Source organism: Limnoglobus sp., from assembly GCF_059499385.1.
Window position 1 is genome coordinate 1 of the sequence record NZ_JCABYM010000066.1, and the last position, 26,290, is coordinate 26,290.

Genomic DNA, 26,290 nt, shown 5'->3' on the forward strand with positions numbered 1-26,290 from the left:
CCCGCAGGACGTGCCGGACGGCGGCGGGATCGAGGAGTTCCGCGAGCCGATCGTGAAGATCAGCTTCCTGATCCCGGCCGGGAACATCGGCGACCTGATGTCGATGTGTACCGAGCGGCGGGGTGCGTTCGTGCGGACGGAGTACCTCAGCCCGCAGCGGGTGATCCTGGTGTTCGAGATGCCGCTCGCGGAGGTCATCTACGACCTGTACGACAAGCTGAAGTCCGTCACCCACGGGTACGGCACGATGGACTACGAGGTGGTGGGGTATCGCGCCGCGGACCTGGTGCGGATGGACATCCTCGTCCACGGCAACCGGGTGGACGCGCTGTCGATCATCGTCCACCGGGCGAACGCCGACCGCCGCGGGCGGAAGGTGCTGGAGCGGCTCCGCAAGGAGATCGACCGCCACCTGTTCGAGGTGTCGCTGCAGGCGGCCATCGGGTCGCGGATCATCGCGCGGGAGAACATCGCGGCGATGAAGAAGAACGTGACGGCGAAGTGCTACGGCGGGGACATTTCGCGGAAGCGGAAGCTGTGGAACAAGCAGGCGGAGGGGAAGAAGCGGATGAAGGCGATCGGCCAGGTGGAAGTGCCGCAGGAGGCGTTCCTGGCCGTGCTGGAGGACGATTGACGTTTGCAAGCGCCCACGCTCTACCGCGGCCGTTCTCCGTGACGCGGGTGTAAAATGCCGGTGGAGGAAGCTATGGTGCTGACGCTGACCAACGCGACCTTCCACTTCCCGCCCGACTTCGACGAGCGGGCGGAGTGGGAAATGAGTTCCAAGGGCTATCTCACGGGCGGCGCGGTGGAGCTGGCTGACGGTCGAAGGTATCCCGTCACCTTCTACGACCCCCTGCGGCTCGCTCAGGATGTCGAGGCCAGCGGCAGCTATGGGGTGCCGATGGTTGCCGAGGCGGGGTTGGTCGTCGTTCCCGAAGTCACGCGAGAAACCATCGAACGAACGATCCCGGAGTTGATCGCGCTTCGATTCTTCGATCACCTCTCCCCCGCGTCACCCGTCCTGTCGAACGGCGTCGCTCACTGACAGGAGGATTGGATATGACACGAATTTCAGCCGTCGTTCAAGGGGGTGTGTTCGTCCCGCGTGAGCCGATTGATTGGCCGGACGGGACGGAAGTTGAGGTATTGTCTGTCGAGCATGACGACGAACAACCGGACTCGCCCGAGGAGATCGCGCGGTGGCTCGCGGAGTTCCATTCCATCCCGCCGATGGAAATGACGGCCGAGGAAGAGGCCGCGTGGGACGCCGCGCGGAAGGCCCACCGGGACGTTGCCGCGGCCGGAGCCGCCGCGCGCATCGAAGCGATCCGAAAGAGCCTCGAATGAGACGCTACCTTCTCGATAGTAATTCCTTGTCGGACTGCATATTCCGACGAAAGGGCGTCGATGCTCGGGCCGCGGAAGCCCGCGCCCGAGGGGACCACCTGGGCACGGCGATTTCCGTCGTCGCCGAACTGCTCGCGGGTACGGAGGCCAGCACGACCCGTGAAAAGAACCTGCCGATCGTGAACCGCAACTTGCACCTCTATCGCATCTGGCCTTTCGACCTGCCGGCCGCCCGTGAGTACGGCCGATTGTTTGCGGAGCTCCGACGGGTCGGGGGAGAGGTCGCGCCGATCGACCTGACAGTCGCCGCCATTGCAAAAGTGCTTCCGAATTGCACGGTCGTGACTACCGACTCCGATCTCAGCCGCGTGCCCGGCCTTCGCGTCGAAAACTGGACCTCGTGACCGGCCCCGTCGGGCAAGGACCGATCCTCGTGGACCAACCCCCCGCCGTCGAACCCCCGCCGCCCCCGCCGCCGCGGGCCGACTCGCCCGGCACGGCCGTGCGGCGGGCCGTCACCGCCGGCATCATCTTCCTCTGCGGCTTCCTGTTCGTCCGCACCATGGCCGTCGAGCCGTTCGGCGTGCCGACCGGCAGCATGGCCCCGGCCCTCCACGGCAACCACCGCGAGGCCGCCTGCCCGCGGTGCGGCCACCCCGTCGTCGTCGGCGAGCCGAGTAACGGCGACCGCCACCCGGACGCCGCCTGCCCGAACTGCGGCAAGCGGGGCATCGACCTCTCGCAAACCTGGGAAATCCCCGGCGACCGGCTGCTCGTGGACAAGAACGTGTTCAACGTCCGCTCGCCGCGGCGGTGGGAAGTGGCCGTGTTCCGCTGCCCGGTCGATCTGAGCAAGCCCTACGTGAAGCGGATGATCGGCCTGCCGGGCGAGGCGGTGCAGCTCGTCGGCGGCGACGTGTTCGCCAACGGCGTCCTGCAACGCAAGACGCTCCCGCAGGTCCGCGAGACGCGCGTCCCGTTCTTCGACCTCGCGTTCGCCCCGCCGATCACCTGGCAGCAGCGGTGGCTCGTCGAACCGGTCGGCGACGGCCCGAAGGCCGCGGCGAAGCCGGTCGATGAAACGATCCTCAAGGCGGACGGCCTACACCTGGACGCGACGACCGGCCCCGGCGTCGGCGTCACGTACCAGCACTGGGACCTCGACGACAAGGTCGAGACGCCGGTGACCGACTGGCTGGCGTACAACGGCCCGCCGCGGCGCGGCCGCAGCGTGTTCGTCCACGACTTCGCCTTCACCTGCGACCTGGAAGTGCTCTCCGGCCGCGGCAGTTTCGCCCTGCGGCTGGCCGACGGCCTCGACTCCGTGCGGGCCGAGTTCCCGGTCGCGACCGGCAAGGCCGAGGGCGTCCGCCTCGCGGCGAACGCCGACGACCCGCCGGCGCAGGCCGGGTTCCAGCTCGAAGTCGGCAAGACGTACAAGCTGGAGTTCGCGTTCGCGGACCGCCGCGGGCTGCTGGCCCTCGACGGGGTGGAGCCGCTGCCGCCGCTCGACCTGCCCGCGCCGCCGGACGTGTACCCGAAGCGCGGCGGCGTGAGCCGGCCGTTGCAGCTCGGCGTGAAGGGCGTGGCGGTGGCGGTCCGGAACGTGAAGCTGTGGCGGGACGTTCACTACCGCGACGACGGGCCGAACGGCACGAAGGCCCCGTACCAACTGGCGGCCGACGAGTACTTCGTGGTCGGCGACAACAGCACGAACTCGCACGACAGCCGGGAGTGGCGGATCCCCGGCGTGCCGGAGCGGGACTTCATCGGCAAGCCGTTCCTGATCCACCAGCCGTTGAAGGCCGGCCGGGTGAGCGTCAACGGCGGCGCGAAGGCGTTCCAGACGGTGGACTGGGACAGATTGCGGTGGGTGAGGTGAAACATGATTTCATTGGAAGAATTGCGAGCAGCTCTGCTGACACCAGACCCGTATGACGGGATCGACGTGCTGATCCGCGCCGAACTCGCGAACGGCCGACGGACCCAGGCGATCTACGACGAGCTACTTCCGCTCGTGCCGTCGGTCCGCAAGACGCCGGGGTTCACGCCGGACGCGGACGAAGCGCTTCTCGGCACGCTCGACGCACTGACGGGCAATTGCCATCCTGACTCGTGCTACGTCGATCCGCCCGTGAGCGGAACGGTCGTGACGACACCGGCGAACGCCAACGAACAGGATGTCGGTCCCGTCACGCGAGTGGTTTGAATCTCGGAGGCCGGGGCGAGTCTTCGAGGCCCGATATGCATCGTAGGGTGGGTATCGCCCACCGACCTCGGAAACCGTCGCGGAAGCCGGTGGGCGATGCTCACCCTACGAGACCAACTACCCGCCTGCCCGCTGCCCTATCGCACGTCGGCCGCGGTTGGCGAGCCACGCGGCGTACTCCCGCTCCGACCCCCGCCACCGGGCGAGGCCGGTCAAAAGCGCCATCAGCGGCCATGTCGTGACCGCGAAGACGTAGTCCAGCGGATACGTGGATTTCCGCACGAGGGCCGTGGTTACCGCACTCATCACGGCCAACGGCACGCCGAACGTGAGGACACACTCCACCCACACGAACCGCCACCGGCCGCGCCGCCGCGTCACGCTCCACTCCCGCATCTCGGACAGCGTACTTTCTTCGGTCACGACCAGCCCGCACTCCGGACACGACGGCCCGGTTCCCTCCGGGAAGCGCGTCCCGCAGCGCATGCACCGGAGATGATCGTCGAGCCACGGCATATCGTTTCCCGTAGGTCAGTGCCCCGCGTCCTTCGCCGCCGGCGGCTTCGCCGGGCCGCGGTCCCGCAGGCGCTGGAACAGCACGTAGAACACCGGCGTGAAGAAGACGCCGAACACCGTCACCCCGATCATCCCGGAGAACACGGCCGTCCCCAGCGCCCGCCGCATCTCGGCCCCGGCCCCGGTCGCGATCACCAGCGGCAGCACGCCCAGGATGAACGCGAAGCTCGTCATCAGGATCGGCCGCAACCGCTGGCGGGCCGCCTCCGTCGCCGCCTCCCAGCGGGGCATCCCCTCCTCGTGCTTCTGCTTCGCGAACTCCACGATCAGGATCGCGTTCTTGCACGCCAGCCCCACCAGCACCACCAGGCCGATCTGCGTGAAGATGTTCAGGTCGAGCATCGTCACCATCAGTCCGACGGCCGCGGAGAGCAGGCACATCGGCACGATCAGCACCACGGCCAGCGGCAGCAGGAAGCTCTCGTACAGGAACGCCAGGATCAGGAACGCGAGGACCGTGCTCAGGCCGAACACGAGGATCGTCGTGTCGCCGCGGAACTCGAACACGCCGGGGACGCGGACCGGCGTGTTCGCCGCCCGCACCTGCTGGTACGCCATGTCCGTCCACTCGTAGTCCATCCCGGCCGGCAGCTCCCGCTTCGCCAGCTGGTCCATCTTCGCGATCGCGTCGCCGGAGCTGATGAGGAACGGGACGGTGAACCCGTTCACGTCCGCGGCCGGCTTCATGTTGTACCGGTTCACCTTGATCGGCCCGTTCGACCGCTCGACCGTCACGAGGCCGGCGACGGACACCATCTCGCCGTTCGGCCCGCGGACCTTCAGCCGGCCGATGTCCTCCTCGCGGGCGCGGTACGCGGCGTCGGCCATCACGTTCACCTGGAAGTTCCGGTTCTCCAGCGTCACGTCGTTCACGTAGAAGGAGCCGAGGTAGACCTGCAGCGCGTCCTTCACGTCCTTGTCCGCGATGCCCATCTTGAAGCAGCGGTCGCTGTCGATCGTCACCTTCAGTTGCGGCCCGCCGGACGAGTAGTTGCTGAACGCCGCCGGGATGCCCGGCTCCCGCATGGCCGCGAACGCGAGGTTCCACGTCATGCCTTCCAGCACGCCGGGGCCGAGGTTGTTCATGTCCTTCACTTGCAGCTTGAACCCGCCGGCGTTGCCGAGGCCGAGGATCGGCGGCGCGCCGAACGCCTGGGCGCGGCCCTCCTGAATCCCGGCGAGCCGCGCGTTCAGGTCCTTGAGGATGTCGTCCGCGTGCCGGCCCTTCCGCTCCTCGAACGGCGAAAGCGTGATGTACGCCCCGCCCGCGTTCGAGATGTTCGCCGTCGCGAAGATCGAGTACCCGGCGAGGCCGGTGACGTGGTCGATCCCGGCGATCCCCTGCGACTTGTCCCGCTCGCCGTTGGGCAGCAGCGGGCCGAGGCAGATGGCGTCGATCTCCTTCATGACGGCCGCCGTCCGCTCGACGCTCGCGCCGTCCGGCAGGCTCACGTTGATGACGAGGTAGCCCTGGTCCTGCTGCGGGATGAACCCGCCGGGCAGCTTCGAGAACATCCACCCGGTCGTCGCGAGCAGCCCGGCGTACAGCACGACCACGATCAGCGACACGCGGATGAGCCGTGCGACGAACCACCCGTAGGCGTTCGTCGCACGGTCGAAGAACCAGTTGAACGCGCGGAAGAACCACCACCCGAGCAGGATATGTATGACCCATTCGAGCGGGTCCTTCTTCCCCCCGCCGTGGTGCGGCTTCAGCAAGAGCGGGCAGAGGGCCGGGCTGAGCGTCAGCGAGTTGAACGCGGACAGGAGCGTGCTGACGGCGACGACGACGGCGAACTGCTTGAAGAACAGCCCGGTGATGCCGGGGATGACGGCCGACGGCAGGAACACGGCCACCAGCACGAGCGACACGCCGACGATCGCGCCGGACACTTCCTTCATCGCCAGCTCGGTCGCGGCCGTCGGCGTCAGCCCCTTCGCGATGTGTACCTCGACGGCCTCGACGACGACGATGGCGTCGTCCACGACGATGCCGATCGCGAGTACCAGGCCGAACAGCGTGAGGTTGTTGATCGAGTACCCGAGGGCGTACATGGCCGCAAGTGTGCCGACGAGCGCGACCGGGATGGCGAGCATCGGGATGACCGCCGCCCGCCAGTTCTGCAGGAACACGAGGACGACGACGGCGACCAGCACGACGGCCTCGAACAGCGTCTTCACCACCTCCTCGACGGACGCCTGGACGAACGTGGTCGGGTCGAAGATGATGGCGTACTCCATGCCGTCCGGCCAGTTCTTCGACTCACGGAGTTCCTTCATCTTGGCCCGGATCGCCTGGGCCGTGTCGAACGCGTTGCCGCCAGGCAGTTGGAAGATCGGCATGCCGATCGACTCCCGGCCGTCGAGCGTGGCGTTCGAGTCGTAGCTGCGTGCCCCCAACTCGACGCCGCGGACCTCCCGGCCGTTGACGGTCTTCGGGTCGCGGACCACGTCCCGGACGCGGACGAGTTGCTCGCTGCCGTTCGACTTGACGACGATGTTCTCGAACGCGGCCGGGTCCAGCAGGCGGCCCTGCGTCGTCACCGTCAGTTGGAAGTTCTGCCCCGTCGGGGCCGGCGGCGCGCCGATCGTCCCGGACGCGACGGCGACGTTCTGGGCGCGGACCGCGGCCACCACGTCGGCCGGGTTCAGTTGGTAATCGACGAGCTTCTGCGGGTCGAGCCAGACCCGCATCGAGTATTCGCGCTCGCCGAACATGAACACGTCGCCGACGCCGTCGATCCGGGCGAGGTCGTCCTTCACGTTCAGCCGGGCGTAGTTGCTCACATCAAGTTGCGAGAACTTCGTCTTCCCGTCCGCGTCCGGCTTGGCGAACATCGACACGACGAGGAGGATGGCGGACGACTGCTTCTTGGTGACGACGCCGATGTTCTTGACCACGTCCGGCAGCTTCGGGGTGGCGATGGCGACGCGGTTCTGGACGAGCACCTGGGCCTGGTCCGGGTTCGTGCCGGTCTTGAACGTGACGGTCAGCCGCATCGCCCCGTCGTTGGTGCATTGCGACTCCATGTACAGCATGTTCTCGACGCCGTTGATCTGCTCCTCGATGGGCGACGCGACCTCGTCGGCGACCTTCTGCGCGTTCTGGCCGGGGTAGACGGCCGTGATGACGACCTGCGGCGGCACGACCTCCGGGTACTGGGAGATCGGCAGGGCCGTGAGCGCGAGGACGCCGACGAGGACGGTGAGGATGGAGAGCACCATCGCCGCGACCGGCCGGTGGATGAAGAAGTGCGCGATGTTCATGGGGGGATGCTCAGAGTAGTAGGCACACTCCGTGTGCCGTCGCGGAATCGAGTCTTCGAGATTCCGCGAGTGCGTTTGCAGTCGCGAGGCTCTCGCGGGGTCTCGAAGACTCGCCCCCGCGGACGGCACACGGAGTGTGCCTACTACTATTTGCCGAGCGGCGTCTGCTCCTTCGGCGTCACCTCCGCGCCGGGGCGGACCCGCAACAGGCCGTTGACCACGACCCAGTCGTCCGGCGTGACGCCCTTCTCGATGACCTGATGCCGCACGCCGCCGACCTCGCGCAGGTCGCCGAGGACGACGGGGCGGAACTCGGCGACCTGCTTGCCGTCCTTGTCCTTCACGATCACGTACACGAACTTCTGCTGCTGCTGGCTGCCGACCGCGATCTCCGGGACGGTAACCGCCTCCCGCGGCGGCCCGGCCTCCACCTGCACCCGAACCGAGTCGCCCGGCGACAGGCGGCCGTCCGGGTTGGCCAGCACGCCGCGGATTTCCCGCGCCCCGGTCCCGCGGACGATTTCGGGGGCGATGTAGTCGATCACGCCCTCGTGCGGCCACCGGCCGGCGGCGGAGAGCGGCTCGTCCCGCAGCCCGACCCAGCAGCGGAGCTTCTTCACCTCCCGCGGGTTCGGCAACTCCTTCGTGTCGTAAATCTTCCGGCGGTACTCCAGCGACGTGTTCTCGTCGATGTCGAAGTACGCGTAGATCGGGTCGAGCGACGTGACCCGGCACAGGACGGTCGTGCCGGCCGACACGAAGTTCCCCTTCGTCCAGAGCGTCCGGCTGACGCGGGCCGTCCCCTTCACCTCGGACCGGATGGTGCAGTTCTTCCGGTCGAACTCGGCCCGGCGGATGTTCGCCCGCGCGACCTCGACGGCCGCCTTCGCCGAGTCCACGGCCGCGGACGCGCTCGTGAACGCGTTCTTCCGCTTGTCGAACTCCTCGGTGCTGAGCGCCGCCTTCGACTTCTCCGCCCGGTCGAAGTCCCCCTTCGCCTGTTCGAGGTTCGCCTTCGCGGTCGTCACGTCGAACTCGGACTTGGTCAGGTTCGCCTTCGCGTTCTGGAGCGTCGCGTCGTACAGCTCCGGGTCGATCTCGTACAGCACGTCGCCTTCCTTGACGAGGCCGCCCTCCTCGAACTTGACCACCTTCAGGTAGCCGGTGACCTGGGCGCGGACCTCCTGCGTCTCGACGGCCCGGAGGTAGCCGGTGAACTCCTTGGTGCTGTCGAACGTCTGCTTGCGGGGGTGCTCGACGGTGACGACCGGCGGCTCCGGCGGGGCGACCGGCGGCGGCTTGGCGCACCCGGCGGCGAGCGCGAGCAGGACCACGGGCGCGAGGCGTGCGGGCACGGCGTTCTCCTGACCGAGACTTCGGCGGGACGTGAACGGCGGGAGGGGAGAACCCCCGCGGGCGGTGTTAGTTGTAGATGATTACAAGACGAGCGGGGGAGTCTAACGAAAAATGGTGAAGGGGTGTGAAGAACCAGACTTCCGAAGTCCGGTTTCGACTTCGGAAGTCGATGCGGAGGAGGGGCGTGTGCGGAACCCCGCAAAAAGCGTCTGCGCGGATCGACTTCCGAAGTCGATGCCGGACTTCGGAAGTCGGAGTTAATCGAACAGCGACGGCGACCCCGGCGGCTTCGGCGGGACCTTCCCCAACAGCTCGAACGCCCGCGGCGTCGCGATCCGGCCGCGGGGGGAGCGGATGATGAACTGCTCCCGCAGCAGGTACGGCTCGACCTCGTCCGTCAGCGTGTCGGTCGCGATGTTCATCGTCGCCGCGATCGCCTCCACCCCGGTCGGGCCGCCGCCGAACACGTCCACCAGCGTCTCCAGGTAACGGCGGTCCTGCTTGTCCAGGCCGTCCCGGTCCACTTCCTGCATGTCGAGCGCCTTCCGGGCCACGTCGAGCGTCACCGGCCCCTCGGCCACGTCCGGGTGGCCGGCGTGGTAGCTCCGCACCCAGTAGAGGCGGCTGTTCGCCACCCGCGGCGTCCCCCGGCTGCGGCGGGCCAACTCGACCGCCGCGTCCGGGGCCATCGGCAGCGCCAGCTTCTTCGCGTTCACGCCGACGATCTGCGCCAGTTCCTCGACCGAGTAGTAGTCGAGGTGCTCCTGCATCTTGAACCGGTCCCGCATCGGCCCGGACAGCATCCCGCTGCGGGTCGTCGCGCCGATCAGCGTGAACGGCTTCAGCTTCATGTTGATCGTCCGGGCGTTGACGCCGTCGCCGAGGACGATGTCGATGCGGAAGTCTTCCATCGCCGGGTAGATGAACTCCTCGACGACGCGGGGCATGCGGTGGATTTCGTCGATGAACAGGATGCTGCCGTACTCCAGGTTCGTGAGGAACGGCAGCATGTCGGCCGGCTTCGCGAGGGCCGGGCCGCTGGTCATCTGGATGTTCGAGCCGAGTTCGTTCGGCAGGACGGTCGCGAACGTGGTCTTGCCGAGGCCGGGCGGCCCGTCGAACAGGATGTGGCCGAGCGGCTCCTTGAGCTTCTTCGCGGCGTTAACCGCGATCTGCAGCCGGTCGGCGACCTTCTTCTGGCCGATGACCTCGCGGAGCAGCTTCGGCCGCAGGGCGGCGTCCCGCTGCCGATCGCCCTCCGCGAGGGCCGGGGTGGTAACGACTTTCTCACGCGCCATTAGTCAGCCTTGTCTTCCAACTGCCGGGTGTGCTCGAGCAGCCATGCTGTAAAGGCGGAACGGTCCATCGTCCCCGACGCAACGGACAGGATCGTCTCCTCGAATTCCTCCAACGGGGCGCGGACGGCTTGCCCGTTGACGCGAAGGAATACGTCCATCGCCGCGAGGCCGACCCGCTTATTCCCGTCGATGAACGCGTGATTCGCGATGAGCGAGAAGCCGAGGGCGGCCGCCTTGTCGATCAGCGTAGGGTAAAGCTCAACGCCGCCGAACGTCATCGACGGTTGAGCGACGGCCGATTCGACGAGGCCCAAGTCTCGAACCCCGGCCAACCCGCCGTGCTCGCGAATCGTCTCGGCTTGGAGTTCGAGAACTTGATCGACGGAGAGGTAGCGAATCATTTCGCCAACCGTCGGTAAAGTTCCGTGTTTTCTTGGAACGACGCGCGCATCGCCGCCCGGAATTCAGGATCGCCCGCGATTCCCGCCGGTCGGTCTGAGGTGGTGTCCACGTAAAGGGCGATGATCGCCTGGACGTGTTCTTCGACACTCACTCCCTGCCGCGCGGCTTGCGAGCGCAGGAGGTCAAGCCGACTGTTCGACAGATCAATCGTCACGGTCATGGTCAACCCTCACTTCTTCCGCTTGTAGCTTATCAGCATCGTGTTCGACTTCTCGGCCGTCTTCAGGTCCGTCGGGCGGGTCTTGAAGTCGAGGCCGTAGCACACCGTCAGCGTGTCGTCCTTCAGTTCGTAGAGGGACAGGAACGTCTTGCCGCGGTTCGGGCCTTCCGCCCCGGTGATGTCCATCTGCTTCGGCTTCTTCGCCGAATCGAGCTTGATCGTCCCCTTGTCCGTCATCGTGCCGAACGTGACCGAGTATTGATCGCCCTCGATCATCAGGACCACGTCCTTGAACGAGCCGGTCGTGTCCTTCCCCTCGATCTCGACCTTCGCGACCTCCCACTTGCCGGCCAGGGCCTTCAAGTCGGCCTTGTCGTCGGCGCGGGCGGCCGGGACGACGGCGACCAACAACAGGACCGCGAGCATACGAGCCATCGGAAACCTCCGTGTAAAAGGAACTATCGACTGTAAATCAGCGCCAAGCCTTCCTCGGCCGTGGCGAACTTCTTGCCGGACTTCAGCAGGCCGTCGAGCTTCGCCCGCGCCTCGATCGGGCTGTGGCCGATGCTCATCAACGCCTGATACACGTCCTCGATCACCTGGGCCACGCCGTCCGGAACCGGCGGGGCCTCGCCCGCGGGGCCGGAGTCGCCGGACTCGCTGGCGAGGGCGAACTTCGTCACCTTCCGCTTCAGCGTGCTGACGATCTGCTCGGCCGTCGTCGCGCCGATGCCGGGGAGCGTGGTCAGCCACTTCGCGTCCTCGCGGCTGATCGCGTTCGCGATCTCCTTCGGCGACCGCGACAGCGCCTTCAGCGCCTTCTTCACGCCGATCTTGTCCACCGTGCAGAACAGGTCGAAGAACTCCAGCTCCATCTCGCTCATGAACCCGATCTTCCGCGGCACGAACCGGCTGCCGGCCTGGTTGCCCTCCAGGTACTCGCTGACGTGGAACGTCAACTCCTGGCCGACCTTCATCTGCAACTGTCGGCGGACGCTCTCCGGCACGAGTAACTGGTACTCGAACGGCCCGACGGCGACTCGGACTTCGTCGTCGAGCACGCGGACCAAACTTCCTGTCAGTTTCGTGATCATTCGTCTTCGTCTTGTAAGAGCACCTTGAGGTTCACGCCGGTGTGCAGGGCCGAGGTCAGGCCGCGGCGGGGGTTGTTGCCGAGGAAGTAGTGGCACAGGGCCACGGCCACGGCGTCCGCCACGTCGTGCGGCTCCGGCGGCTTCGCCAGGCCGAACTCCCGCATGATCGCGTACTGCATCTGCTCCTTGCCCGCCCGACCGCTGCCGGTGACCGTCTTTTTGATCTTCGTGGCCGCGTAGCTCACGACCGGGACGCCCCGCTTGCCGCCGACCAGGAAGAACACGCCGCGGGCGTGGCCCATCAGGATCGCCGTCCGCGGGTGTTCGTAGTGGGCGTACAGTTGCTCCACCACGACGATGCCCGGCTGCCACTGGTCGAACACTTCGGAGATGGAATCGTAAATGGTCGCGAGCCGCTTCGCCATGTCAGCAGTGTCGCGGCTCTCGGTGGTGCGAATGACGCCGGCCTCGCCGAGCTGCGGCCCGGCGGGGGTGGCGTCGAGGACGGCGTACCCGGTGACTTGCAGGCCGGGGTCGATGCCGAGGATGCGCATGGCCGGATACTACCGGATCGGCGGCGGCGGCCGCAACGTCACGTGTTGTCCACGCCGTCCGCCCGGTCCGAGAGGATGAAGTTGGCGAGCGCGAGCTTGCGGTCCTCCTCCAAGCCCGCCGCGTCGTTCTCGACGCGGGCGACCCACGCCAGCAGCGAAGTCCGCTTGTCGGCCGGCAGAAGGTCGTTCGTGCGGATGTAGTTGCGGGCCGTTTGCGCGAGTTCCTTCAGCGTCTTGCTCGCCGCCAGCTCGGTCGTCTCGACGTGCCGGGCCAGCCGGACGATGCGGTTGATCCGCTTGTAGAAGGAGTTCTTCAGCCCCTCGTACAGGGCCTCGATCCCGACTGCGTACTGCGTGTCCTGAATCTGCACGGTCGCGATCTTCAGGCGGACGAGGGCGAGGTAGCTCAGCCCCACCAGCGTCGCCCGAACGGCCCAGGAATCGATCTGTTTCTTGAACGACTCGGCGTCGCCGATCAAGGCGAACAACCCGGCGGCGAGCACGCCGTTCAGGAGGACGAACCCGACGATCAGGGCGTACAGCTTGAACTTCTCGGCCACCTTCGACGGCACGTAGAAGATGCGGTCGAGTTCCAGCAGCGTGACGAGGGACGCCAGCACGCCGGCCAGGCAGCAACCCCCGAAGGATTCGGACATGGGCGTTCCCGTGTGGGGACAGGAAGGCGGGCGGGGCGTCAGAGGGCGCGGAACGCCTCCGGGGCGGACGGCAGTTCGGCCAGGTCGAGTTCGAGCCGGGTCGCGCCGTCGTCGGCCACGGCCCCGACGGTGAACGCCCCCAGCGACCGCAGCGTCAGGACGGCCGCGTTGTCCACGGGGGTGGCGGTCCGCACGTCCGGGCTGAAGCTCGGGTGGAGGAAGAACGTGACGACCCCGACGAGCGGCCGGTTGACGGGGTCGGTGGAGCGGACTTCGAGATCGACATCGAACCAGATGCGGTCGAGGTCGTCCTCGGCCGGCCGGACCGTGGCCCGCAGCTCGCGGCCGTTGTCCGTCGGCTGCCCGCCCCACCTGCCCTTGTGCGGGTCGTACTGATCGACGATGTGAACCCGGCCGAACGTCGACCCGCGGGCCGTGCCCGCCAGGATGCGACGGACCGTCTGGCCGTCGGGGGTCAACACGGCCGTGCTACTCGAACTCTCGGCCAGGTTCTTCTTGGCGAGATTCTTGACGATGTCCCGCACGCGGCTGGGCGTGAGCCGGGTGACCGTCGCCAGCTCGTAGTACGGCGACTCGTAGTCCGGCGCGGCCCGAATGACCGCGGCCTCGTCGGGTGTGAGTACGAATTCGCTCGGCACGGTTAACCCTCCAATCGTCACCGGATTATACCGGGCCGCCGTTACAGGTGCGAACGGTTTTCACCCCACCCGCCACGTCGTGCCGCCGGGGCGGTCTTCGAGCGTGACGTTCAGCTCCGCCAGCCGCTTACGGATCAGGTCCGTCTGATCGAACAGCGCCTTCTTCGTCGGGTCGGCCTTGTCGGCGATCCCCTTCGCGGTCGCCCGCAGGTTGTTCCGCAACTCGATGAGCAGGCCCATCAGCCCGGCCACGAGGTTGTCGTCCCCCCCGAGCGTCGCCGCCTCCGGTGTCTGCTCGAACAGGCCGAGGATGCCGCCCATCTCCTTCAGCAGCGCCGCGCCTTCGACGAACACCGGCAGCGCCTTCTCGTCCCGCTTCGGGGCGGGGTCCTCCAACCGTCCGGCGTCGGCCATGCGGTTCAGCGCCGTGGCCAGCTCGAACAGCACGCCGACCGCGCCGCCGGTGTTGAAGTCGTCGTCCATGTGCTCGCGGAAGCGGGTCAGGTAGTCGGTCAGGTCGGTCGGCAGCGTTTGCCGCAGGTCGAGCGGGTGGGCGGCATGGAACGCCTTGCCGGTGATCCGCTGGAACCGCTCGGCGAACCGGACGAACGTGTCGAATCCTTTCTTCGCATTTTCCAGGCCTGGCGGGACCGGTGGGGCAGCCGGGTCTTGCGGGTTCCAATCCCCGAGATCAATCGGGGACCGGTAGTGCGTATTGAGGATGAAATACCGCAACACTTCGCCGGTGACACCCCGATTGAACGCCTCGACCACGTTCAACACATTTCCTAACGAACCGGAACTTTTGGTTTTGCCGACCTTCAACAGCCCGTTGTGCATCCACACCGTGGCGAACGGCTTGCTCGTGTCGCTCTCGCTCTGGGCGAGTTCGTTCTCGTGGTGGGGGAACCGCAGGTCGAGTCCGCCGCCGTGGATGTCGAGCGTGTCGCCGAGCAGCTTCTGGCTCATCACGCTGCACTCGATGTGCCACCCCGGCCGGCCCGGCCCCCACGGCGAGTCCCACGTCACCTCCTTCGGCTCGCCGGGCTTCGCCCCCTTCCAGAGCGCGAAGTCGCCGGGGTTTCGCTTCTTGCCGCCGGCCTCGCGGCCGGCCCCCTCGAGCTGCTCGGGGTCGAACCCGCAGAGCTTGCCGTAGTCGGCGTCCTTCGCCACGTCGAAGTACACGTCCCCCTCGGCCGGGTAGGCGTACCCCTTGTCGATGAGCCGGCCCATCATGGCGATCATGCCGTCGATGTGTTCCGTCGCCTTCGGGAACTGGTCGATGCCGGTGACGTTCAGCTTCTTCAGGCAGTCGAAGTAGTCGGCCGTCATCTTCGCCGCGAGTTCCGGCACGGTCGTCTTCAACTCGCCGGCGCGAACGATCAGCTTGTCGTCCACGTCGGTGATGTTGACGACCCACGTGACCTGGTAGCCGAGGTACGTGAGGTAGCGCTTGACCGTGTCGAAGATGACCGGTCCGACCATGTGCCCGATGTGGCTGGGCTTGTAGACGGTCGGCCCGCAGACGTACATCGTCACCCGGTCGCCGGGCCTCTTGTGGAACGGTTCCTTCTTGCGGGACAGGGTGGAGTAAACTTGGAGGCTCATCCTGATCTCTCGGTGGTGATTCACTCTTTTTCCACGTCCAGCGGGATGCCCCACTGTTCGATGACGAACGGCGGTTCGTAATCGGTTCGCGAGCGGCGGTCGGCCCACGCGATCATCTCGCGGGATTGGGCCGCGGCCGTGCACAGGTACTTCGGGTCCGGCGTGATGCCGACGCGGCCGAGGTCGAGCCGGTCGGAGTCCCAGCAGGTGCGGACCGTTACGTCCGGGTCGGTCCGGCCTTCCGTGTGCCGCTCGCAGGCCCGGTACAGCAACTCGAACTCGGCGTCGGGCAACTCGAACACCTTGCCGCGGAGTTGCCTCGCGAGCTTCGCCCCGCGGAGGCCGTGGCCCCAGTCGCTGCCGTCGTTGACCCGCCGCGCGTCGTGGAACAGCGCGAACAGCGTCACGACCGTCGGGTCCGCGCCGGTCGTCTCGGCCAGCTTCTGGCCGTTTTCCATGACCCGCGCCCAGTGGACGACGCCGTGGAACCCGCGGGGGTGCAGGGCGTAGCCGGTCAGAATCTCGCGGATGATCGCGGCCGTGTCCATGTCACTTCTCGATCAGCACGACCGCGTGGACGCCGATCGCCTCGCCGCGGCCGATGTGCCCGACCTTCTCGCCGGTCTTTGCCTTCACGTTCACCGCGTCCGCCGGCAGGCCCACGAGCCGCGCCACGCTGTCCCGGATTGCGGCCTTCACCGGGCCGAGCTTCGGCTCCTGGGCGAAGATCGTCACGTCGAAGTTGACCGGCTTCCAGCCCAGAAGGTTCAGCCGGTCCAGGGCCGCGCGGAGAAAGATCGTGGAATCCGCGTCCTTCCATCGCGGGTCCGTGTCCGGGTAGGCGTCGCCGATGTCGCCGAGGCCGGCCGCGCCGAGCAGGGCGTCCGTGACGGCGTGCAGCACGGCGTCCGCGTCCGAGTGGCCGGCCAGCCCCTTCGGGTGGTCGATCCGCACGCCGCCGAGGATCAGCGGCCGCCCCTCGACCAGCCGGTGCGAGTCGTGTCCCGAACCCACGCGGATCATAGTTTGCTTCCAACGACGCACGGGCACGGATCGTCGGAATTGTACCGGGTTCCCGACTTTTCGCACAACGCCGACCTCCCCGCCGGAATCCGCCTTCCATCCCCTCCGGCCGCTTGACATCCCGCCCGCGGCTCGGCATAAGGGCACGCCTCAGAGTCCGGGAGGGTCTACACATGCCTCGCATCCCCCGCAGCTTCGCGGCGGCGGCCGCCGTCGTCGCGTCGGCCGTTACCGCGGCCGCCCAGTCGCCGCTGTCCCCGTTCCCCGGCACCGGCGTGCCGGTCGGGCGGCCGGTGCTCACGTCCGTCGGGACGAAGATCCCGCAGGCCGGCACGACCGCCGGCCAGCCGATCGGCCTGCTCGGCCTCGACGGCAAGCCGATCTCGATGGAGCGGCCGCAAGGTCAGGTCGTCGATTTGAAGAACCTCGCCGCGCCGCTGTCCGCCCCGCTGACGCCGGGGCTGGCGGACTCGCAGCCGAAGTCGGTGTTCGAGCAGGTCTACCAGAAGTGGCGGGAAGCGATCGGCCTGAGCAAGCCGGCGTCGCTGGCCCCGCCGGGGAACTACACGCCGGGCCTGAGCCGCCGCAACCGCGAGCGGCGGGCCGCGATGTGGTGGCGGGACTGACGGCACGGCGATTGCGGACACTCCACGGTAAGGAAACACTCACCGTGGAGGACTCACCATGAGCCGCTTGCTGCCGTTGATCGCCGTATTAGCCTGCGCCGTCGGGTGCGAATCGAACACGACCGTCGTGCCGCCCGCCTCGTCGCCCCCGGCCCGGACCGAGCCGGAGAAGACGGACGTGAAGGTCCGCACCCCGCGGATCGACATCGACGTGGACAACAAGGGCGACAAGCGGGACGTGGACATCGACGTGAAGCGGCGGCCGAGCAACCGGTAAATAGTCGGATCGAGACGGGGCAATCCTGGGACCGCGGGCGTCCCGCCCGCCCACCTTCCCGACTTCGGGGACCAGGCTTAGCTGGCTGGGGCCGTGGCGGGCGGGACGCCCGCGGTCCCAGGGGTTGAAACGGCTTCTCGGCCGCGACGGCCTCACGCCTCCGGCGGCCAGCCGTCCGGGAACTCGCCGTACACCGCCGCGTACGCCCGCACGACCGCCGGCGGCTCCGCGTCCAGGGCCGCCGCGACCGCCTCGCGGTGGCCCTCGTCCAGTGATTCCCGGAGCGCCGCCACCTCCTCGTCCCGCTTCCGCTCCGCTTGTTCCTCCTCCATCGCCGCGGCCGGGTCGTACCCGGACCACTCCGGCTCGCCCCGCCCCTGCTCGTCGAGTTGCTTCTTCAGCGGCCGGAAGTCCACGGCGTACAGCCGGGGGAAGTGGTACACCCAGTCGTGCCCGCGGCTGCGGAGCCGGCGGAAGATTAGCTCGTAGACCGGCCGCAGGTCCGCGCGGCCGGCGACGGAGCCGGTCCCCATGTAGAAGTCGAGGTACGTGTACCCGCCGTCGCCGACCATCTCCTTGCGCATGTCGGCCATGATCGCCGCGACCGCCGGGTTGTCGCTCGGCGGGAACAGGGAATCCATCATTGCGCTCAGGTCCGGCTTCGGCGGCGGGGCCGGGCCGCCCTGGGCGTTGACGACCTCCGCCAGGAACCCGCCGCTGCCGCGGGCGGAGCCGAGGTGCAGCCACCGGCCGTCGGCGGCGACGACCTCGTGGTTGTCCGAGAACACGTCCCACAGGCAGCGGCCGACCAGTTCCTGGCACTCGCGCTCCGGCTCCACCGGGGCGGCCTCGTACTCGGCCGCGACCTCCGCCCGCGTCGGCTCCGGCGGCGGCGGCGGGGCGTCCGGCTTCCGCGGGAACGCCGCCATGTTCCGGTGGACCCGCACCTGCTCCTCGTAGAGCTGATCGACGGTCGGGTGGAAGGCGGCCGCGAGCGGCGCGTTCGCCCAGCCGTCCGGGGCGAGGTCGGCGAGCACGTCCGGCCCGGCCCACCCGCGCGGGAAGAGGGCGGCGAACTCGGCCCGCAGCTCGTCCGGGGTGAACGCCGGGCGGTCGTCGTAGGTGTTCATGGGTCGCGTCCCCGGGGCGAAGGTGTGTCAGCATCTTCGCCCCGGCGGGCCGCGAAGGCAACCGTGACACTCAGGACTTGAGCGACGCCATGTCGATCACGAACCGGTACTTCACGTCCCCCTTCAGCAGCCGGTCGTAGGCCTCGTTGACCTTCTGGATCGGGATCACCTCCACGTCGCTGGCGATGCCCTTCTCGGCGCAGAAGTCGAGCATCTCCTGCGTCTCGGCGATGCCGCCGATGGCCGACCCGGCGAACTGCTTGCGTGGCATGAGCATGTTGAACGCCGCGACCGGCAGCGGCTTCTCCGGCGCGCCGACCAGGCAGAGCGTGCCGTCTAGCTTCAAGAGCGACAGGTAGGCGTTCAGGTCGTGGTCGGCCGACACGCAGTCCAGGATGAAGTCGAAGCTGCCGGCGTGCTTCTTCATCTCGTCCGCGTTCTTGGACACGACGACTTCGTGCGCCCCGAGCCGCTTGCCGTCCTCGATCTTGCCCGGCGACGTGGTGAACAGCACGACGTGCGCCCCGAACGCGTGGCGAACTTCACCCCCATGTGCCCCAGCCCGCCGAGGCCGACGACGCCGACCTTCCGCCCCGACCCGGCCTTCCAGTGCCGCAGCGGCGAGTACGTCGTGATGCCGGCGCACAACAGCGGCGCGGTCGCGGCGAGGTTCAGCTTGTCGGACACGCGGAGGACGAACGCCTGGTCCACGACGATGCGGTCCGAGTACCCGCCGTAGGTGACGCCGCCGGAGTGCTTGTCCGCACCGTTGTACGTCAGCGTCGGGAAGTGGGCGCAGTACTGCTCCAACCCCTTCTCGCAGCTCGGGCAGGTGCGGCACGAATCGACCATGCACCCGACGGCCGCGAGGTCGCCGGCCTTGAACTTCGTCACGTCCTTGCCGACCTTCGACACCCGGCCGACGATCTCGTGGCCGGGGACGCAGGGGTAGACGGTCGGGGCGGCGTCGTGCCACTCGTCGCGGGCCTGGTGCAGGTCCGAGTGGCAGACGCCGCAGTACAGGATGTCGATCTGCACGTCGGTCGGCAGCGGCTCCCGGCGGGTGATCGCGTGCGGGGCGAGAGGGGTCTTCGCGGACTGTGCGGCGTAAGCTTTCGTGGCCATGCGAATCTCCTGGGGTGGGGCGTCGGGGGATACTACCGGCGGCCGGGAGCGGCCGATGGCCCGATCCTCGACGATCCTTGCCTAAAACTCCGGGCCGGTGTCGGCCGGCAACTCCGGCGCGGCTATAGTTAGCAGCATCCCGTGCGCCGGAGGGCGAACCGTGCCCGAACCCGATGACGAACTCTGCCGCCTCATCGAGCGGCACGCCCGCCGCGACGGCAGCCACCCGACGGCCGTGGACCGGCTGACGCTGTTCCGCACGTCCGAGCCGTCCGCCCCGATGTCGGTCGTGTACGAGCCGGCGTTCTGCGTCATCGCCCAGGGGAGCAAGCAGGTCCTGCTCGGCGACGACGTGTACCGGTACGACCCGAACCACTTCCTGCTCGTCTCCGTCGATCTGCCGGTCGCCGGGCAGGTGATCGAGGCGACCCGCGAGCGGCCGTACCTGGGGTTGAAGATCGACCTGGACACGGCCCAGGTCGGCGAGCTGCTGGCGGACGAAGGCCCGGCCCTCCGCGGGTTCACGCCGGAACGGGGGCTGACCGTCTGTTCGGTCGAGTCGTGCCTGCGGGACGCCGTCCTGCGGCTGTTGCGGCTGCTCGACACGCCGCGGGACGTGCGGTGCCTCGCGCCCTTGATCCTGCGGGAGATCACGTACCGGCTGCTCGTCGGCCCGGCCGGGACGCGGCTGCGGCAGATCGCGGCCGCCGACGGCCAGGCGCAGCGGATCGGCCGCGTCATCCGGTGGCTGAAGGCGAACTTCGCCGAGCCGTTCCGCATCGAGACGTTGGCCCGCGAGGCCCGCATGAGCGCGTCGGCGCTGCACCACCACTTCAAGACGGTCACGGCCCTCAGCCCGCTCCAGTACCAGAAGCAACTGCGGCTCCAGGAGGCCCGGCGGTTGCTCCTCTCCGAGGGCGTGGACGCGGCCGAGGCGGGGTACCGCGTGGGGTACGAAAGCCCGTCGCAGTTCAGCCGCGAGTACCGCCGGCTGTTCGGCCAGCCGCCGCAGCGGGATGTCGCCCGCCTCACCCGCGCGGCGGACGCGGTCGCGGTTTGATTCGACCCGTGCAGGATCGTGCAAGGACGCCGGAGCATCGGTTTATCGTCATCTCTTCCACCCAGGTAGTATCCTCCGTGTGAACCGTCGGACCCGTTCGGGTCGGGGCGATACAGACGGAGGATCGAGTCATGTCACCGGTTCAATCGAAGTTGACGTTGGAACTGCTGTTCGGCGGGCCGGCGGACGCCGGCGCGGTCGTGACGTGGGCGGTGGCCCGCCGGGGGGACCGGCTGGTCGTCACCGCCCGCTACCGCGACGACGCGGCCGCACTGGTCGCCGCGCTCCGGGACGGGCGACGGATGGCGGCCTACGAGCCGGCGGACGCGAACCTGGCCAAGCGGGTCGAGCGGCTCGCCGCGGAGTGCCGGATCGACGCCGTCGTCCGCGAGCCGGCCCCGGCCGTCGGCCGGCCGGTCCACCCGCGGGGGCCGCGCCGGGCGGCCACGACCGCCGCGTTCGTCCCGGCGCTGTTGTCGTGACACCCGCCCGCCGCGGCTACAATGACCCCCGTTCTAGGACAAATGGGGGGTACCCGTGGCCGACGCGCGCGAACTCGCGGCCGACGTTTTCCGAACCGTTTGCCATCACCTGGCCGGAAGGGCCGACGACCTGGGCCGCCTGGTCGAGGCCGAGGTTCCGTTCGACGGGTGGCTGGAAGCGGAAGCGTACTTGGCTTGTCGGCGGGCCGGCGACCGGTTCGCCGAGGTCGAGTTCCGCCCGACCTACGGCAGCGAGGGCGTGGCCGGGGCCGACGGGGGGCGCGGCGGGCTGCGGGTCGGCGGCGTCGGCGAACCGGGGCATCACTTGTGGCTCTTCGCCGAGTTCATGACGCTCGCCGACGATTGGCAAGCGCGAACGGAGGCCGCGGCCGCGCGGCTGTTGCGGCTCGGGTGGAAGCGGTCGGCCGCGATCCTGTTCGTGGTCGGCCGGGAGGAGGTGGGCCGCCGGCCGCTGACGGCCGCGGTGCGGATCGCCCTGCCGGGCGGCGGGGAGACCTGGGTGCAGGCGTTCGACGTGAAGCGCGACCCGGCGGACACCCTCATCGCGACCGGTGACCGTCAGGCGTAGAAGAACACCGCCGCCGCCGTCTTCGCCAGCAGCCACTCGCGTTCCGCCTTCGCCAGGCCCAGCCGGTCGCGGACGAGGCCGATCGACGCCTTGTACGTGTTCACCCCTTGCACCTGGTACGGTGAGTCGCTCGCCCACATCAGCCGATTCGGGCCGAACGCATCCAGCAGCCGGCGGATCATCGGGATCAACTCGTCGTGCGGCGGCTTCTTCTTCCCGAGCGCGTAGAACGCCGACACCTTGACGTGCGCGTGCTTGTGCCGGGCCAGCTTGCACAAGGCCGTCACGTCCGCGTCGCGGATTTCGCCGTCCGCCCCGATCCGGGCGAAGTGGTCGATCACCACCGGCGTGTCCGGGTGTCTCGCGCACATCGCGTCCGTCGCCGGCAGGTCGGCCGGGTTGATGAGCAGGCACATCGCCTGCCGGGTCTTCGCCCCCGTCGCCCACATCGCGGCCATGCCCGGCGTGTCCAGCCACGTCGGTTGCTCGTCCTTCTTCCGCACGAACGGCGTGATCCGGAACCCGGTCACGCCGAGCGACAGCAGCTTCGCCATCGCCGCACCGGGGTCGGCGGCGTGGTCGTCCACCATCCCCTGCACGCGGAACCGCTTCGGGTGCCGCTTCACCGCGTCGATGAGGTACGAGTTGTCCCAGAGGTGGAAGACGGAGTGCTGGATGAGCACGACGCGGCCGACGCCCTCCGGTCGCGCCAACTTCATCAACTCGTCGTCGGTGAAGCTCGGCGGGTCGAGGTCTTTCTTCGTGACGCCGGGGGCGAGCGGGAACCGGTCCGCGTCCGGCGGCCAGACGTGCGAATGGGCGTCGATCCACGGCAAATCTTCCTCGGCAGTGGCGGTCGGAACCAAGGCGATCCCGGCGGCGGCGGCGAGCGCCGCCCGGCGGGTGAGGCGGGGGTCGAACGTCATCGGCGGTCTCCGGATGTCGTGACGGGACGCCCCGGATCATACCAGCCGCGGCCGATTCCGCATAATCTTCCTCGGCCCGGTCACGAGCTTGCCCGGCCGCCCTCGGCGGCGAACCGCGGGCGTCACTTTTTCCCGGAGGGACTGTCATGATGCGCAACGTGCTGGTGTTGGCGGTCGGGATCGGGCTGGCGGTCGGCGGGATGTCCGCGGCCCGGCACGACGAGAAGCCGCCCGCCGGGGTCCGGCCGCTGTCGGCGCAGGACATCGCGGAGAAGGTGGACGGCAAGGCGGCGAAGGCGACGGCCGTGGAGGTGACGCTCCGACCCGGCGAGGCGAGCGCCGCCCACCGGCACCCCGGCCCGGTGCTCGGGTACGTGATCGAGGGCGAGTACGAGTGGGCGATCGACGACAACCCGGCCAAGACGCTGAAGGCCGGCGAGACGTTCTACGAGCCGGCCGGCTGCCTGCACCGGGTGTCGAAGAACCCGGCGGCCGCGGGGAAGACGCGCCTCTTGGCGTGGGTCGTCCACCCGCGGGACGCGAAGGCGTTGGTCATCCCGGAACCCAAGAAGTAGGGGGCCGACGGCGTTACCACCCCCACCCGCCGCCGATCCGCTCGACTTTCGCGCTGTACCCGCGGCGTTCGAGGTACCGCTCGGCCCACCGGGCGTCGTCCCGGTCGCGATACGTGCGGTACAGGTGCCAGTGGCCGTAATGCCGGACGTACACCCCGTACCGGACCCACCGGTCGCGGTCACGATCCCGATCCCGGTCGCGGTCGCGATCCCGGTCGCGGTCCCGGTCCCGGTAGGCCAGCGGGGACGGGACTTGGGCCGACGCGGACGGGGCGGTCAGCCCGGCGAGCGTCGCGGTCGCGATTACCGCGGCGAGTGTTAGCTTGCGAAACATCGTGGCTCCTCCTCGGTTGTGGGGCGGGCAAACTTTAGCCCTTCCGGACTACGAACGGCGGACCGCCGCGGCGCTTGCGCCGGCCGCGCCCGTATAGAATGGCCCGAAACCCCGACCGGAGGTGACGCGATGCGAGTTCTACTGTCGGCCGTGCTGGTGGCGTTCGCCGGGACCGCGGCCGCGGCCGACCACACGCCGGACACGCCGGCCGACGTGAAGAAGGCCGTCGCCGAGAAGAAGGCCGTCCTGGTGGACGTGCGGGAGGACGACGAGTGGACCGACGGCCACCTGAAGGCCGCGCTCCCGTTCCCGCTGTCGAAGCTGAAGGACGCGAAGGCGGCGGACCTGCCGAAGGAGATCGCGAAGGACAAGCCGGTCTACCTGCACTGCGCGTCCGGGAAGCGGTGCCTGAAGGCGGCCGAGAAGCTCAAGGAGTTGGGCTACGACGCCCGGCCGCTGAAGCAGGGGTTCGCCGACCTCGTGAAGGCCGGGTTCGAGAAGGACAAGTAGAAACCGAACGATGGACCACACCACAATCATTCTCGCGGAACTGTCCCGGAAGGGGTACGTCCCGCTCAAGCCGAAGCAACTCGCGAAGAAGCTCAACGTCGGCGAGGCCGCGTACCCCGAGTTCCGCAAGACGCTCAAGGGCCTCCTCAAGGACGGCCGCATCGAGCAGGGGAAGAACAACCAGCTCCGCCCGGCCGACCAGTTCGGGGCGGTCGTCGGCGTGTACCGGCGGACCAAGAGCGGGCACGGGTACGTCCGGCCGCACGCCGCCGACGGGACGCTCGTCGCCGACGTCTTCATCCGCGAGGGGAAGGAGCGGGACGCCAGCACCGGCGACGAGGTGATGGTGAAACTCACCCGCCGGGCGAGCGGCACGCGGGACGCGGCCGGCGAGGTCATCCGCGTGCTGGCGCGGGCCACCCGCACGTTCGTCGGCACGTACTTCGAGCGGGACGGGCAGGCGTTCGTCCGGGTGGACGGGACCGTGTTCAGCCACAGCGTCTTCGTCGGCGACCCCGGCGCGAAGGGCGTGAAGCCGCAGGACAAGGTCGTCGTCGAGATGCTGAAGTTCCCCACGGCCGACGAGCGGGGCGAGGGGGTCGTCACGGAGGTGCTGGGGCCGCTGACGCAGCCGGGCGTGGACCTGCTGACCATCGTGAAGGCGTTCGGGCTGCCGGAGGAGTTCCCGAAGGAGGCGCTCGAAGAGGCGCGGTCGCAGGCGGACAAGTTCCGCGAGGACGAGCTGCTCGGCCGGACCGACTTCACCGGCGACCTGGTCGTGACGATCGACCCGATCGACGCCCGCGACTTCGACGACGCCGTCTCGGTCGAAATCGACCCGAAGACGAAGCACTGGATACTGACGGTCCACATCGCGGACGTGGCCCACTTCGCGCCGCCGGGCGGGCCGCTGGACGCCGAGGCGAAGAAGCGGGCGACGAGCATCTACCTGCCGCGGAAGGTCATCCCGATGTTCCCGGAGGTGATCTCGAACGGCCTCGCGAGCCTGCAAGAAGGGAAAGTCCGGTACGTGAAGTCGGTGCGGATGGAGTTCACCCCGAGCTTGCAGAAGGGGCACGTCCAGATTTTCAACGGCGCGATCAAGCCGCGGAAGCGGTTCCACTACGAGGAAGTGCAGGGCATCCTCAACGTGTTCGACGGCAAGCGCCCCCCTGGGACCGCGGGCGTCTCGCCCGCTTCGGTCGCTGGCGCTCAAGACGAATCCCCAATAGAGGAAGGTGGGCGGGCGGGACGCCCGCGGTCCCAGGAGCAGCCGGCCGCGGACGTTGCCCCGGACGTGCTGGCGATGTTGCGGCGGATGCGCGACCTGGCGGCACTCCTGCGGAAGAAGCGGATCAAGCGGGGGTCGCTGGAGCTGTCGATGCCGGAGGCCGTCCTCGAGTACGACGACAACGGGTTCGTGAACGGGGCGCACTTCGCGGTCAACGACGAGAGCCACCAGGTCATCGAGGAGTTCATGCTGGCGGCGAACGAGGCCGTGGCCGAGCACCTGACGACGCTCGCCGTGCCGTTCCTGCGGCGGGTCCACCCGGCCCCGAAGGAGGAGAAGCTCGACGCGTTCGCCGACTTCGCCCGCATCCTCGGCTACCCGATGAAACGCTCGCAGGACCGGTTCGAGCTACAGCGGTTGCTGCGGCTCACCGCCGACAAGCCGGAGCGGGCCGCCATCCACTACGCCCTGCTCCGCAGCCTGAAGCAGGCGACGTACTCGCCGACGCAGGACGAGCACTACGCGCTCGCCAGCCAGCACTACTGTCACTTCACGTCGCCGATCCGCCGCTACCCGGACCTGGTGGTTCACCGGCTGCTCGACCGCTGGATTCGGCACAAGAAGGTGACGGCCGACGAGGCGGAGATGCGTATCCTCGGCGACCACTGCTCGCGGCTGGAACGCCGGGCGGAGACGGCCGAGCGCGAACTCGTGAAGTTGAAGCTGTTGCAGTACCTCAGCACGCGGCTGGGCGAGCAGCTGGACGCCGTCATCACCGGCGTCGCGGACTACGGGTTCTTCGCGCAGGCCGAACGCTTCCCGGCCGAGGGGCTGGTCCACATTTCGAGCCTGACGGACGACTACTACCACTTCGACGAGGGGTCGCACGCGCTGGAGGGGGCGCGGCGGAAGAAGCGGTACCGGCTCGGCGACCGGGTGCGGGTGGAGGTCGCCCGCGTGGACGTGCAGCGACGGATGCTCGACTTCCGCCTCGCCGGCGATCCGGCGAGCGAGCGACCAAGCTCGCCTCGGTCGGCCGACCGCCCGCCGCGGAAGGGCCGGGGCCGCCGCTGATTCATTTTGCATTTTTCATTGGTCATTTTGAATTGGTTCGGCCATTTCAAACCTTGAACCAATTCAAAATGACCAATGA

Annotated in this window: 31 protein-coding genes and 1 pseudogene; 14 read left to right on the forward strand and 18 right to left on the reverse strand. The window is 68.5% G+C overall.

The window, feature by feature from the left end:
• From AC5JJ2_RS12060 to AC5JJ2_RS12085, 6 genes are all read left to right on the forward strand, one after another.
• A partial coding sequence (locus tag AC5JJ2_RS12060) for an elongation factor 4 family protein (protein ID WP_495858236.1) occupies positions 1-634 on the forward strand: 634 nt, incomplete at its 5' end.
• A gap of 72 nt (positions 635-706) precedes the next feature.
• A complete protein-coding gene (locus tag AC5JJ2_RS12065) occupies positions 707-1,048 on the forward strand; it encodes a hypothetical protein (protein ID WP_495858237.1) in 342 nt (113 codons plus the stop codon).
• A 14-nt stretch (positions 1,049-1,062) separates the two neighbouring features.
• Complete coding sequence (locus tag AC5JJ2_RS12070) at positions 1,063-1,350, forward strand: hypothetical protein (RefSeq protein ID WP_495858238.1); 288 nt, start codon at positions 1,063-1,065, stop codon at positions 1,348-1,350.
• Positions 1,347-1,754, forward strand: a complete 408-nt coding sequence (locus AC5JJ2_RS12075; RefSeq protein WP_495858239.1) for a type II toxin-antitoxin system VapC family toxin — start codon at positions 1,347-1,349, stop codon at positions 1,752-1,754. The genes AC5JJ2_RS12070 and AC5JJ2_RS12075 overlap by 4 nt, the downstream gene beginning before the upstream one ends.
• A gap of 29 nt (positions 1,755-1,783) precedes the next feature.
• The gene (locus AC5JJ2_RS12080; protein ID WP_495858240.1) at positions 1,784-3,232 is read left to right on the forward strand and encodes a S26 family signal peptidase; all 1,449 of its coding nucleotides are present in this window, start codon (positions 1,784-1,786) and stop codon (positions 3,230-3,232) included.
• Positions 3,233-3,235: 3 nt separating this feature from the next.
• On the forward strand, positions 3,236-3,559 hold the full coding sequence (locus tag AC5JJ2_RS12085; RefSeq protein WP_495858241.1) for a hypothetical protein: 324 nt from the start codon (positions 3,236-3,238) through the stop codon (positions 3,557-3,559).
• A gap of 117 nt (positions 3,560-3,676) precedes the next feature.
• On the opposite strand, the gene AC5JJ2_RS12090 is transcribed toward AC5JJ2_RS12085, so the two are convergent.
• The 14 genes from AC5JJ2_RS12090 to ispF all read right to left on the reverse strand — a co-directional run bounded on the left by AC5JJ2_RS12090 (position 3,677) and on the right by ispF (position 16,272).
• Positions 3,677-3,982 (reverse strand): hypothetical protein, encoded by a 306-nt coding sequence (locus AC5JJ2_RS12090; protein ID WP_495858242.1) that lies wholly within the window; start codon positions 3,980-3,982, stop codon positions 3,677-3,679.
• 108 nt (positions 3,983-4,090) lie between these two features.
• Positions 4,091-7,402, reverse strand: coding sequence for an efflux RND transporter permease subunit (locus AC5JJ2_RS12095; RefSeq protein WP_495858243.1), 3,312 nt, complete (start codon positions 7,400-7,402; stop codon positions 4,091-4,093).
• Positions 7,403-7,548: 146 nt separating this feature from the next.
• Positions 7,549-8,757, reverse strand: a complete 1,209-nt coding sequence (locus AC5JJ2_RS12100) for an efflux RND transporter periplasmic adaptor subunit (protein WP_495858244.1) — start codon at positions 8,755-8,757, stop codon at positions 7,549-7,551.
• A 258-nt stretch (positions 8,758-9,015) separates the two neighbouring features.
• A complete protein-coding gene (ruvB, locus tag AC5JJ2_RS12105; protein ID WP_495858245.1) occupies positions 9,016-10,056 on the reverse strand; it encodes a Holliday junction branch migration DNA helicase RuvB in 1,041 nt (346 codons plus the stop codon).
• A complete protein-coding gene (locus AC5JJ2_RS12110; protein WP_495858246.1) occupies positions 10,056-10,457 on the reverse strand; it encodes a type II toxin-antitoxin system death-on-curing family toxin in 402 nt (133 codons plus the stop codon). The genes ruvB and AC5JJ2_RS12110 overlap by 1 nt, the downstream gene beginning before the upstream one ends.
• A complete protein-coding gene (locus tag AC5JJ2_RS12115) occupies positions 10,454-10,678 on the reverse strand; it encodes a hypothetical protein (protein ID WP_495858247.1) in 225 nt (74 codons plus the stop codon). The genes AC5JJ2_RS12110 and AC5JJ2_RS12115 overlap by 4 nt, the downstream gene beginning before the upstream one ends.
• A 9-nt stretch (positions 10,679-10,687) precedes the next feature.
• Positions 10,688-11,113, reverse strand: coding sequence for a TIGR03067 domain-containing protein (locus AC5JJ2_RS12120; protein ID WP_495858248.1), 426 nt, complete (start codon positions 11,111-11,113; stop codon positions 10,688-10,690).
• Between the two features lie 23 nt (positions 11,114-11,136).
• Positions 11,137-11,772, reverse strand: coding sequence for a Holliday junction branch migration protein RuvA (gene ruvA / locus AC5JJ2_RS12125; RefSeq protein ID WP_495858249.1), 636 nt, complete (start codon positions 11,770-11,772; stop codon positions 11,137-11,139).
• Positions 11,769-12,326, reverse strand: coding sequence for a crossover junction endodeoxyribonuclease RuvC (gene ruvC / locus AC5JJ2_RS12130; protein WP_495858250.1), 558 nt, complete (start codon positions 12,324-12,326; stop codon positions 11,769-11,771). The genes ruvA and ruvC overlap by 4 nt, the downstream gene beginning before the upstream one ends.
• A gap of 38 nt (positions 12,327-12,364) precedes the next feature.
• Positions 12,365-12,982: a hypothetical protein gene (locus tag AC5JJ2_RS12135; protein ID WP_495858251.1), complete on the reverse strand. Its 618-nt coding sequence runs from the start codon at positions 12,980-12,982 to the stop codon at positions 12,365-12,367.
• A 38-nt stretch (positions 12,983-13,020) separates the two neighbouring features.
• Positions 13,021-13,641: a pYEATS domain-containing protein gene (locus tag AC5JJ2_RS12140; protein ID WP_495858252.1), complete on the reverse strand. Its 621-nt coding sequence runs from the start codon at positions 13,639-13,641 to the stop codon at positions 13,021-13,023.
• Between the two features lie 60 nt (positions 13,642-13,701).
• Positions 13,702-15,249, reverse strand: a complete 1,548-nt coding sequence (gene cysS / locus AC5JJ2_RS12145) for a cysteine--tRNA ligase (RefSeq protein WP_495858253.1) — start codon at positions 15,247-15,249, stop codon at positions 13,702-13,704.
• A gap of 20 nt (positions 15,250-15,269) precedes the next feature.
• On the reverse strand, positions 15,270-15,797 hold the full coding sequence (locus AC5JJ2_RS12150; protein ID WP_495858254.1) for an HD domain-containing protein: 528 nt from the start codon (positions 15,795-15,797) through the stop codon (positions 15,270-15,272).
• A gap of 1 nt (position 15,798) precedes the next feature.
• Positions 15,799-16,272 carry a 2-C-methyl-D-erythritol 2,4-cyclodiphosphate synthase gene (gene ispF, locus AC5JJ2_RS12155; RefSeq protein WP_495858255.1) on the reverse strand — a complete coding sequence of 158 codons (474 nt, stop codon included), beginning with the start codon at positions 16,270-16,272 and terminating at the stop codon, positions 15,799-15,801.
• Positions 16,273-16,445: 173 nt separating this feature from the next.
• Between ispF and AC5JJ2_RS12160 the strand changes: the two genes are divergently transcribed.
• Both AC5JJ2_RS12160 and AC5JJ2_RS12165 read left to right on the forward strand, forming a co-directional pair.
• The gene (locus AC5JJ2_RS12160; protein ID WP_495858256.1) at positions 16,446-16,898 is read left to right on the forward strand and encodes a hypothetical protein; all 453 of its coding nucleotides are present in this window, start codon (positions 16,446-16,448) and stop codon (positions 16,896-16,898) included.
• 58 nt (positions 16,899-16,956) lie between these two features.
• On the forward strand, positions 16,957-17,175 hold the full coding sequence (locus tag AC5JJ2_RS12165) for a hypothetical protein (RefSeq protein ID WP_495858257.1): 219 nt from the start codon (positions 16,957-16,959) through the stop codon (positions 17,173-17,175).
• Between the two features lie 152 nt (positions 17,176-17,327).
• Here AC5JJ2_RS12165 and AC5JJ2_RS12170 read toward each other — a convergent pair whose 3' ends face one another.
• Positions 17,328-18,305: a hypothetical protein gene (locus AC5JJ2_RS12170; RefSeq protein ID WP_495858258.1), complete on the reverse strand. Its 978-nt coding sequence runs from the start codon at positions 18,303-18,305 to the stop codon at positions 17,328-17,330.
• 70 nt (positions 18,306-18,375) lie between these two features.
• A pseudogene (locus AC5JJ2_RS12175) lies at positions 18,376-19,430 on the reverse strand (NAD(P)-dependent alcohol dehydrogenase).
• A gap of 160 nt (positions 19,431-19,590) precedes the next feature.
• Between AC5JJ2_RS12175 and AC5JJ2_RS12180 the strand changes: the two are divergent.
• The 3 genes from AC5JJ2_RS12180 (at position 19,591) to AC5JJ2_RS12190 (ending at position 21,561) form a co-directional block, all read left to right on the forward strand.
• The gene (locus AC5JJ2_RS12180; protein ID WP_495858259.1) at positions 19,591-20,490 is read left to right on the forward strand and encodes an AraC family transcriptional regulator; all 900 of its coding nucleotides are present in this window, start codon (positions 19,591-19,593) and stop codon (positions 20,488-20,490) included.
• 131 nt (positions 20,491-20,621) lie between these two features.
• Positions 20,622-20,972, forward strand: coding sequence for a hypothetical protein (locus tag AC5JJ2_RS12185; protein ID WP_495858260.1), 351 nt, complete (start codon positions 20,622-20,624; stop codon positions 20,970-20,972).
• Positions 20,973-21,027: 55 nt separating this feature from the next.
• Positions 21,028-21,561 (forward strand): hypothetical protein, encoded by a 534-nt coding sequence (locus tag AC5JJ2_RS12190; protein WP_495858261.1) that lies wholly within the window; start codon positions 21,028-21,030, stop codon positions 21,559-21,561.
• Here the strand turns inward: AC5JJ2_RS12190 and AC5JJ2_RS12195 are convergent.
• A complete protein-coding gene (locus AC5JJ2_RS12195; RefSeq protein ID WP_495858262.1) occupies positions 21,552-22,487 on the reverse strand; it encodes an amidohydrolase family protein in 936 nt (311 codons plus the stop codon). The genes AC5JJ2_RS12190 and AC5JJ2_RS12195 overlap by 10 nt on opposite strands.
• Before the next feature lie 146 nt (positions 22,488-22,633).
• Between AC5JJ2_RS12195 and AC5JJ2_RS12200 the strand changes: the two genes are divergently transcribed.
• Entirely contained in the window at positions 22,634-23,062 is a 429-nt protein-coding gene (locus AC5JJ2_RS12200) for a cupin domain-containing protein (protein ID WP_495858263.1), read from the forward strand.
• A gap of 13 nt (positions 23,063-23,075) precedes the next feature.
• Here AC5JJ2_RS12200 and AC5JJ2_RS12205 read toward each other — a convergent pair whose 3' ends face one another.
• Entirely contained in the window at positions 23,076-23,396 is a 321-nt protein-coding gene (locus AC5JJ2_RS12205) for a hypothetical protein (RefSeq protein ID WP_495858264.1), read from the reverse strand.
• Positions 23,397-23,525: 129 nt separating this feature from the next.
• Here AC5JJ2_RS12205 and AC5JJ2_RS12210 point away from each other — a divergent pair, with 129 nt between their 5' ends.
• Both AC5JJ2_RS12210 and AC5JJ2_RS12215 read left to right on the forward strand, forming a co-directional pair.
• Positions 23,526-23,906 carry a rhodanese-like domain-containing protein gene (locus tag AC5JJ2_RS12210; RefSeq protein ID WP_495858265.1) on the forward strand — a complete coding sequence of 127 codons (381 nt, stop codon included), beginning with the start codon at positions 23,526-23,528 and terminating at the stop codon, positions 23,904-23,906.
• A 10-nt stretch (positions 23,907-23,916) separates the two neighbouring features.
• Positions 23,917-26,211 carry a ribonuclease R family protein gene (locus AC5JJ2_RS12215; RefSeq protein WP_495858266.1) on the forward strand — a complete coding sequence of 765 codons (2,295 nt, stop codon included), beginning with the start codon at positions 23,917-23,919 and terminating at the stop codon, positions 26,209-26,211.
• Positions 26,212-26,290 lie beyond the last annotated feature (79 nt).

Coding starts and splice junctions, on each gene's coding strand:
- AC5JJ2_RS12135 (WP_495858251.1), bottom strand. CDS start 12,982: ATGTCCGAATCCTTCGGGGGTTGCTGCCTGGCCGGCGTGCTGGCGTCC.
- AC5JJ2_RS12150 (WP_495858254.1), bottom strand. CDS start 15,797: ATGGACACGGCCGCGATCATCCGCGAGATTCTGACCGGCTACGCCCTG.
- AC5JJ2_RS12095 (WP_495858243.1), bottom strand. CDS start 7,402: ATGAACATCGCGCACTTCTTCATCCACCGGCCGGTCGCGGCGATGGTG.
- AC5JJ2_RS12200 (WP_495858263.1), top strand. CDS start 22,634: ATGATGCGCAACGTGCTGGTGTTGGCGGTCGGGATCGGGCTGGCGGTC.
- AC5JJ2_RS12210 (WP_495858265.1), top strand. CDS start 23,526: ATGCGAGTTCTACTGTCGGCCGTGCTGGTGGCGTTCGCCGGGACCGCG.
- AC5JJ2_RS12120 (WP_495858248.1), bottom strand. CDS start 11,113: ATGGCTCGTATGCTCGCGGTCCTGTTGTTGGTCGCCGTCGTCCCGGCC.
- AC5JJ2_RS12115 (WP_495858247.1), bottom strand. CDS start 10,678: ATGACCGTGACGATTGATCTGTCGAACAGTCGGCTTGACCTCCTGCGC.
- AC5JJ2_RS12085 (WP_495858241.1), top strand. CDS start 3,236: ATGATTTCATTGGAAGAATTGCGAGCAGCTCTGCTGACACCAGACCCG.
- AC5JJ2_RS12195 (WP_495858262.1), bottom strand. CDS start 22,487: ATGACGTTCGACCCCCGCCTCACCCGCCGGGCGGCGCTCGCCGCCGCC.
- ispF (WP_495858255.1), bottom strand. CDS start 16,272: ATGATCCGCGTGGGTTCGGGACACGACTCGCACCGGCTGGTCGAGGGG.
- AC5JJ2_RS12215 (WP_495858266.1), top strand. CDS start 23,917: ATGGACCACACCACAATCATTCTCGCGGAACTGTCCCGGAAGGGGTAC.
- ruvC (WP_495858250.1), bottom strand. CDS start 12,326: ATGCGCATCCTCGGCATCGACCCCGGCCTGCAAGTCACCGGGTACGCC.
- cysS (WP_495858253.1), bottom strand. CDS start 15,249: ATGAGCCTCCAAGTTTACTCCACCCTGTCCCGCAAGAAGGAACCGTTC.
- AC5JJ2_RS12165 (WP_495858257.1), top strand. CDS start 16,957: ATGAGCCGCTTGCTGCCGTTGATCGCCGTATTAGCCTGCGCCGTCGGG.
- AC5JJ2_RS12170 (WP_495858258.1), bottom strand. CDS start 18,305: ATGAACACCTACGACGACCGCCCGGCGTTCACCCCGGACGAGCTGCGG.
- AC5JJ2_RS12075 (WP_495858239.1), top strand. CDS start 1,347: ATGAGACGCTACCTTCTCGATAGTAATTCCTTGTCGGACTGCATATTC.
- AC5JJ2_RS12205 (WP_495858264.1), bottom strand. CDS start 23,396: ATGTTTCGCAAGCTAACACTCGCCGCGGTAATCGCGACCGCGACGCTC.
- AC5JJ2_RS12065 (WP_495858237.1), top strand. CDS start 707: ATGGTGCTGACGCTGACCAACGCGACCTTCCACTTCCCGCCCGACTTC.
- ruvB (WP_495858245.1), bottom strand. CDS start 10,056: ATGGCGCGTGAGAAAGTCGTTACCACCCCGGCCCTCGCGGAGGGCGAT.
- AC5JJ2_RS12160 (WP_495858256.1), top strand. CDS start 16,446: ATGCCTCGCATCCCCCGCAGCTTCGCGGCGGCGGCCGCCGTCGTCGCG.
- AC5JJ2_RS12185 (WP_495858260.1), top strand. CDS start 20,622: ATGTCACCGGTTCAATCGAAGTTGACGTTGGAACTGCTGTTCGGCGGG.
- AC5JJ2_RS12070 (WP_495858238.1), top strand. CDS start 1,063: ATGACACGAATTTCAGCCGTCGTTCAAGGGGGTGTGTTCGTCCCGCGT.
- AC5JJ2_RS12110 (WP_495858246.1), bottom strand. CDS start 10,457: ATGATTCGCTACCTCTCCGTCGATCAAGTTCTCGAACTCCAAGCCGAG.
- ruvA (WP_495858249.1), bottom strand. CDS start 11,772: ATGATCACGAAACTGACAGGAAGTTTGGTCCGCGTGCTCGACGACGAA.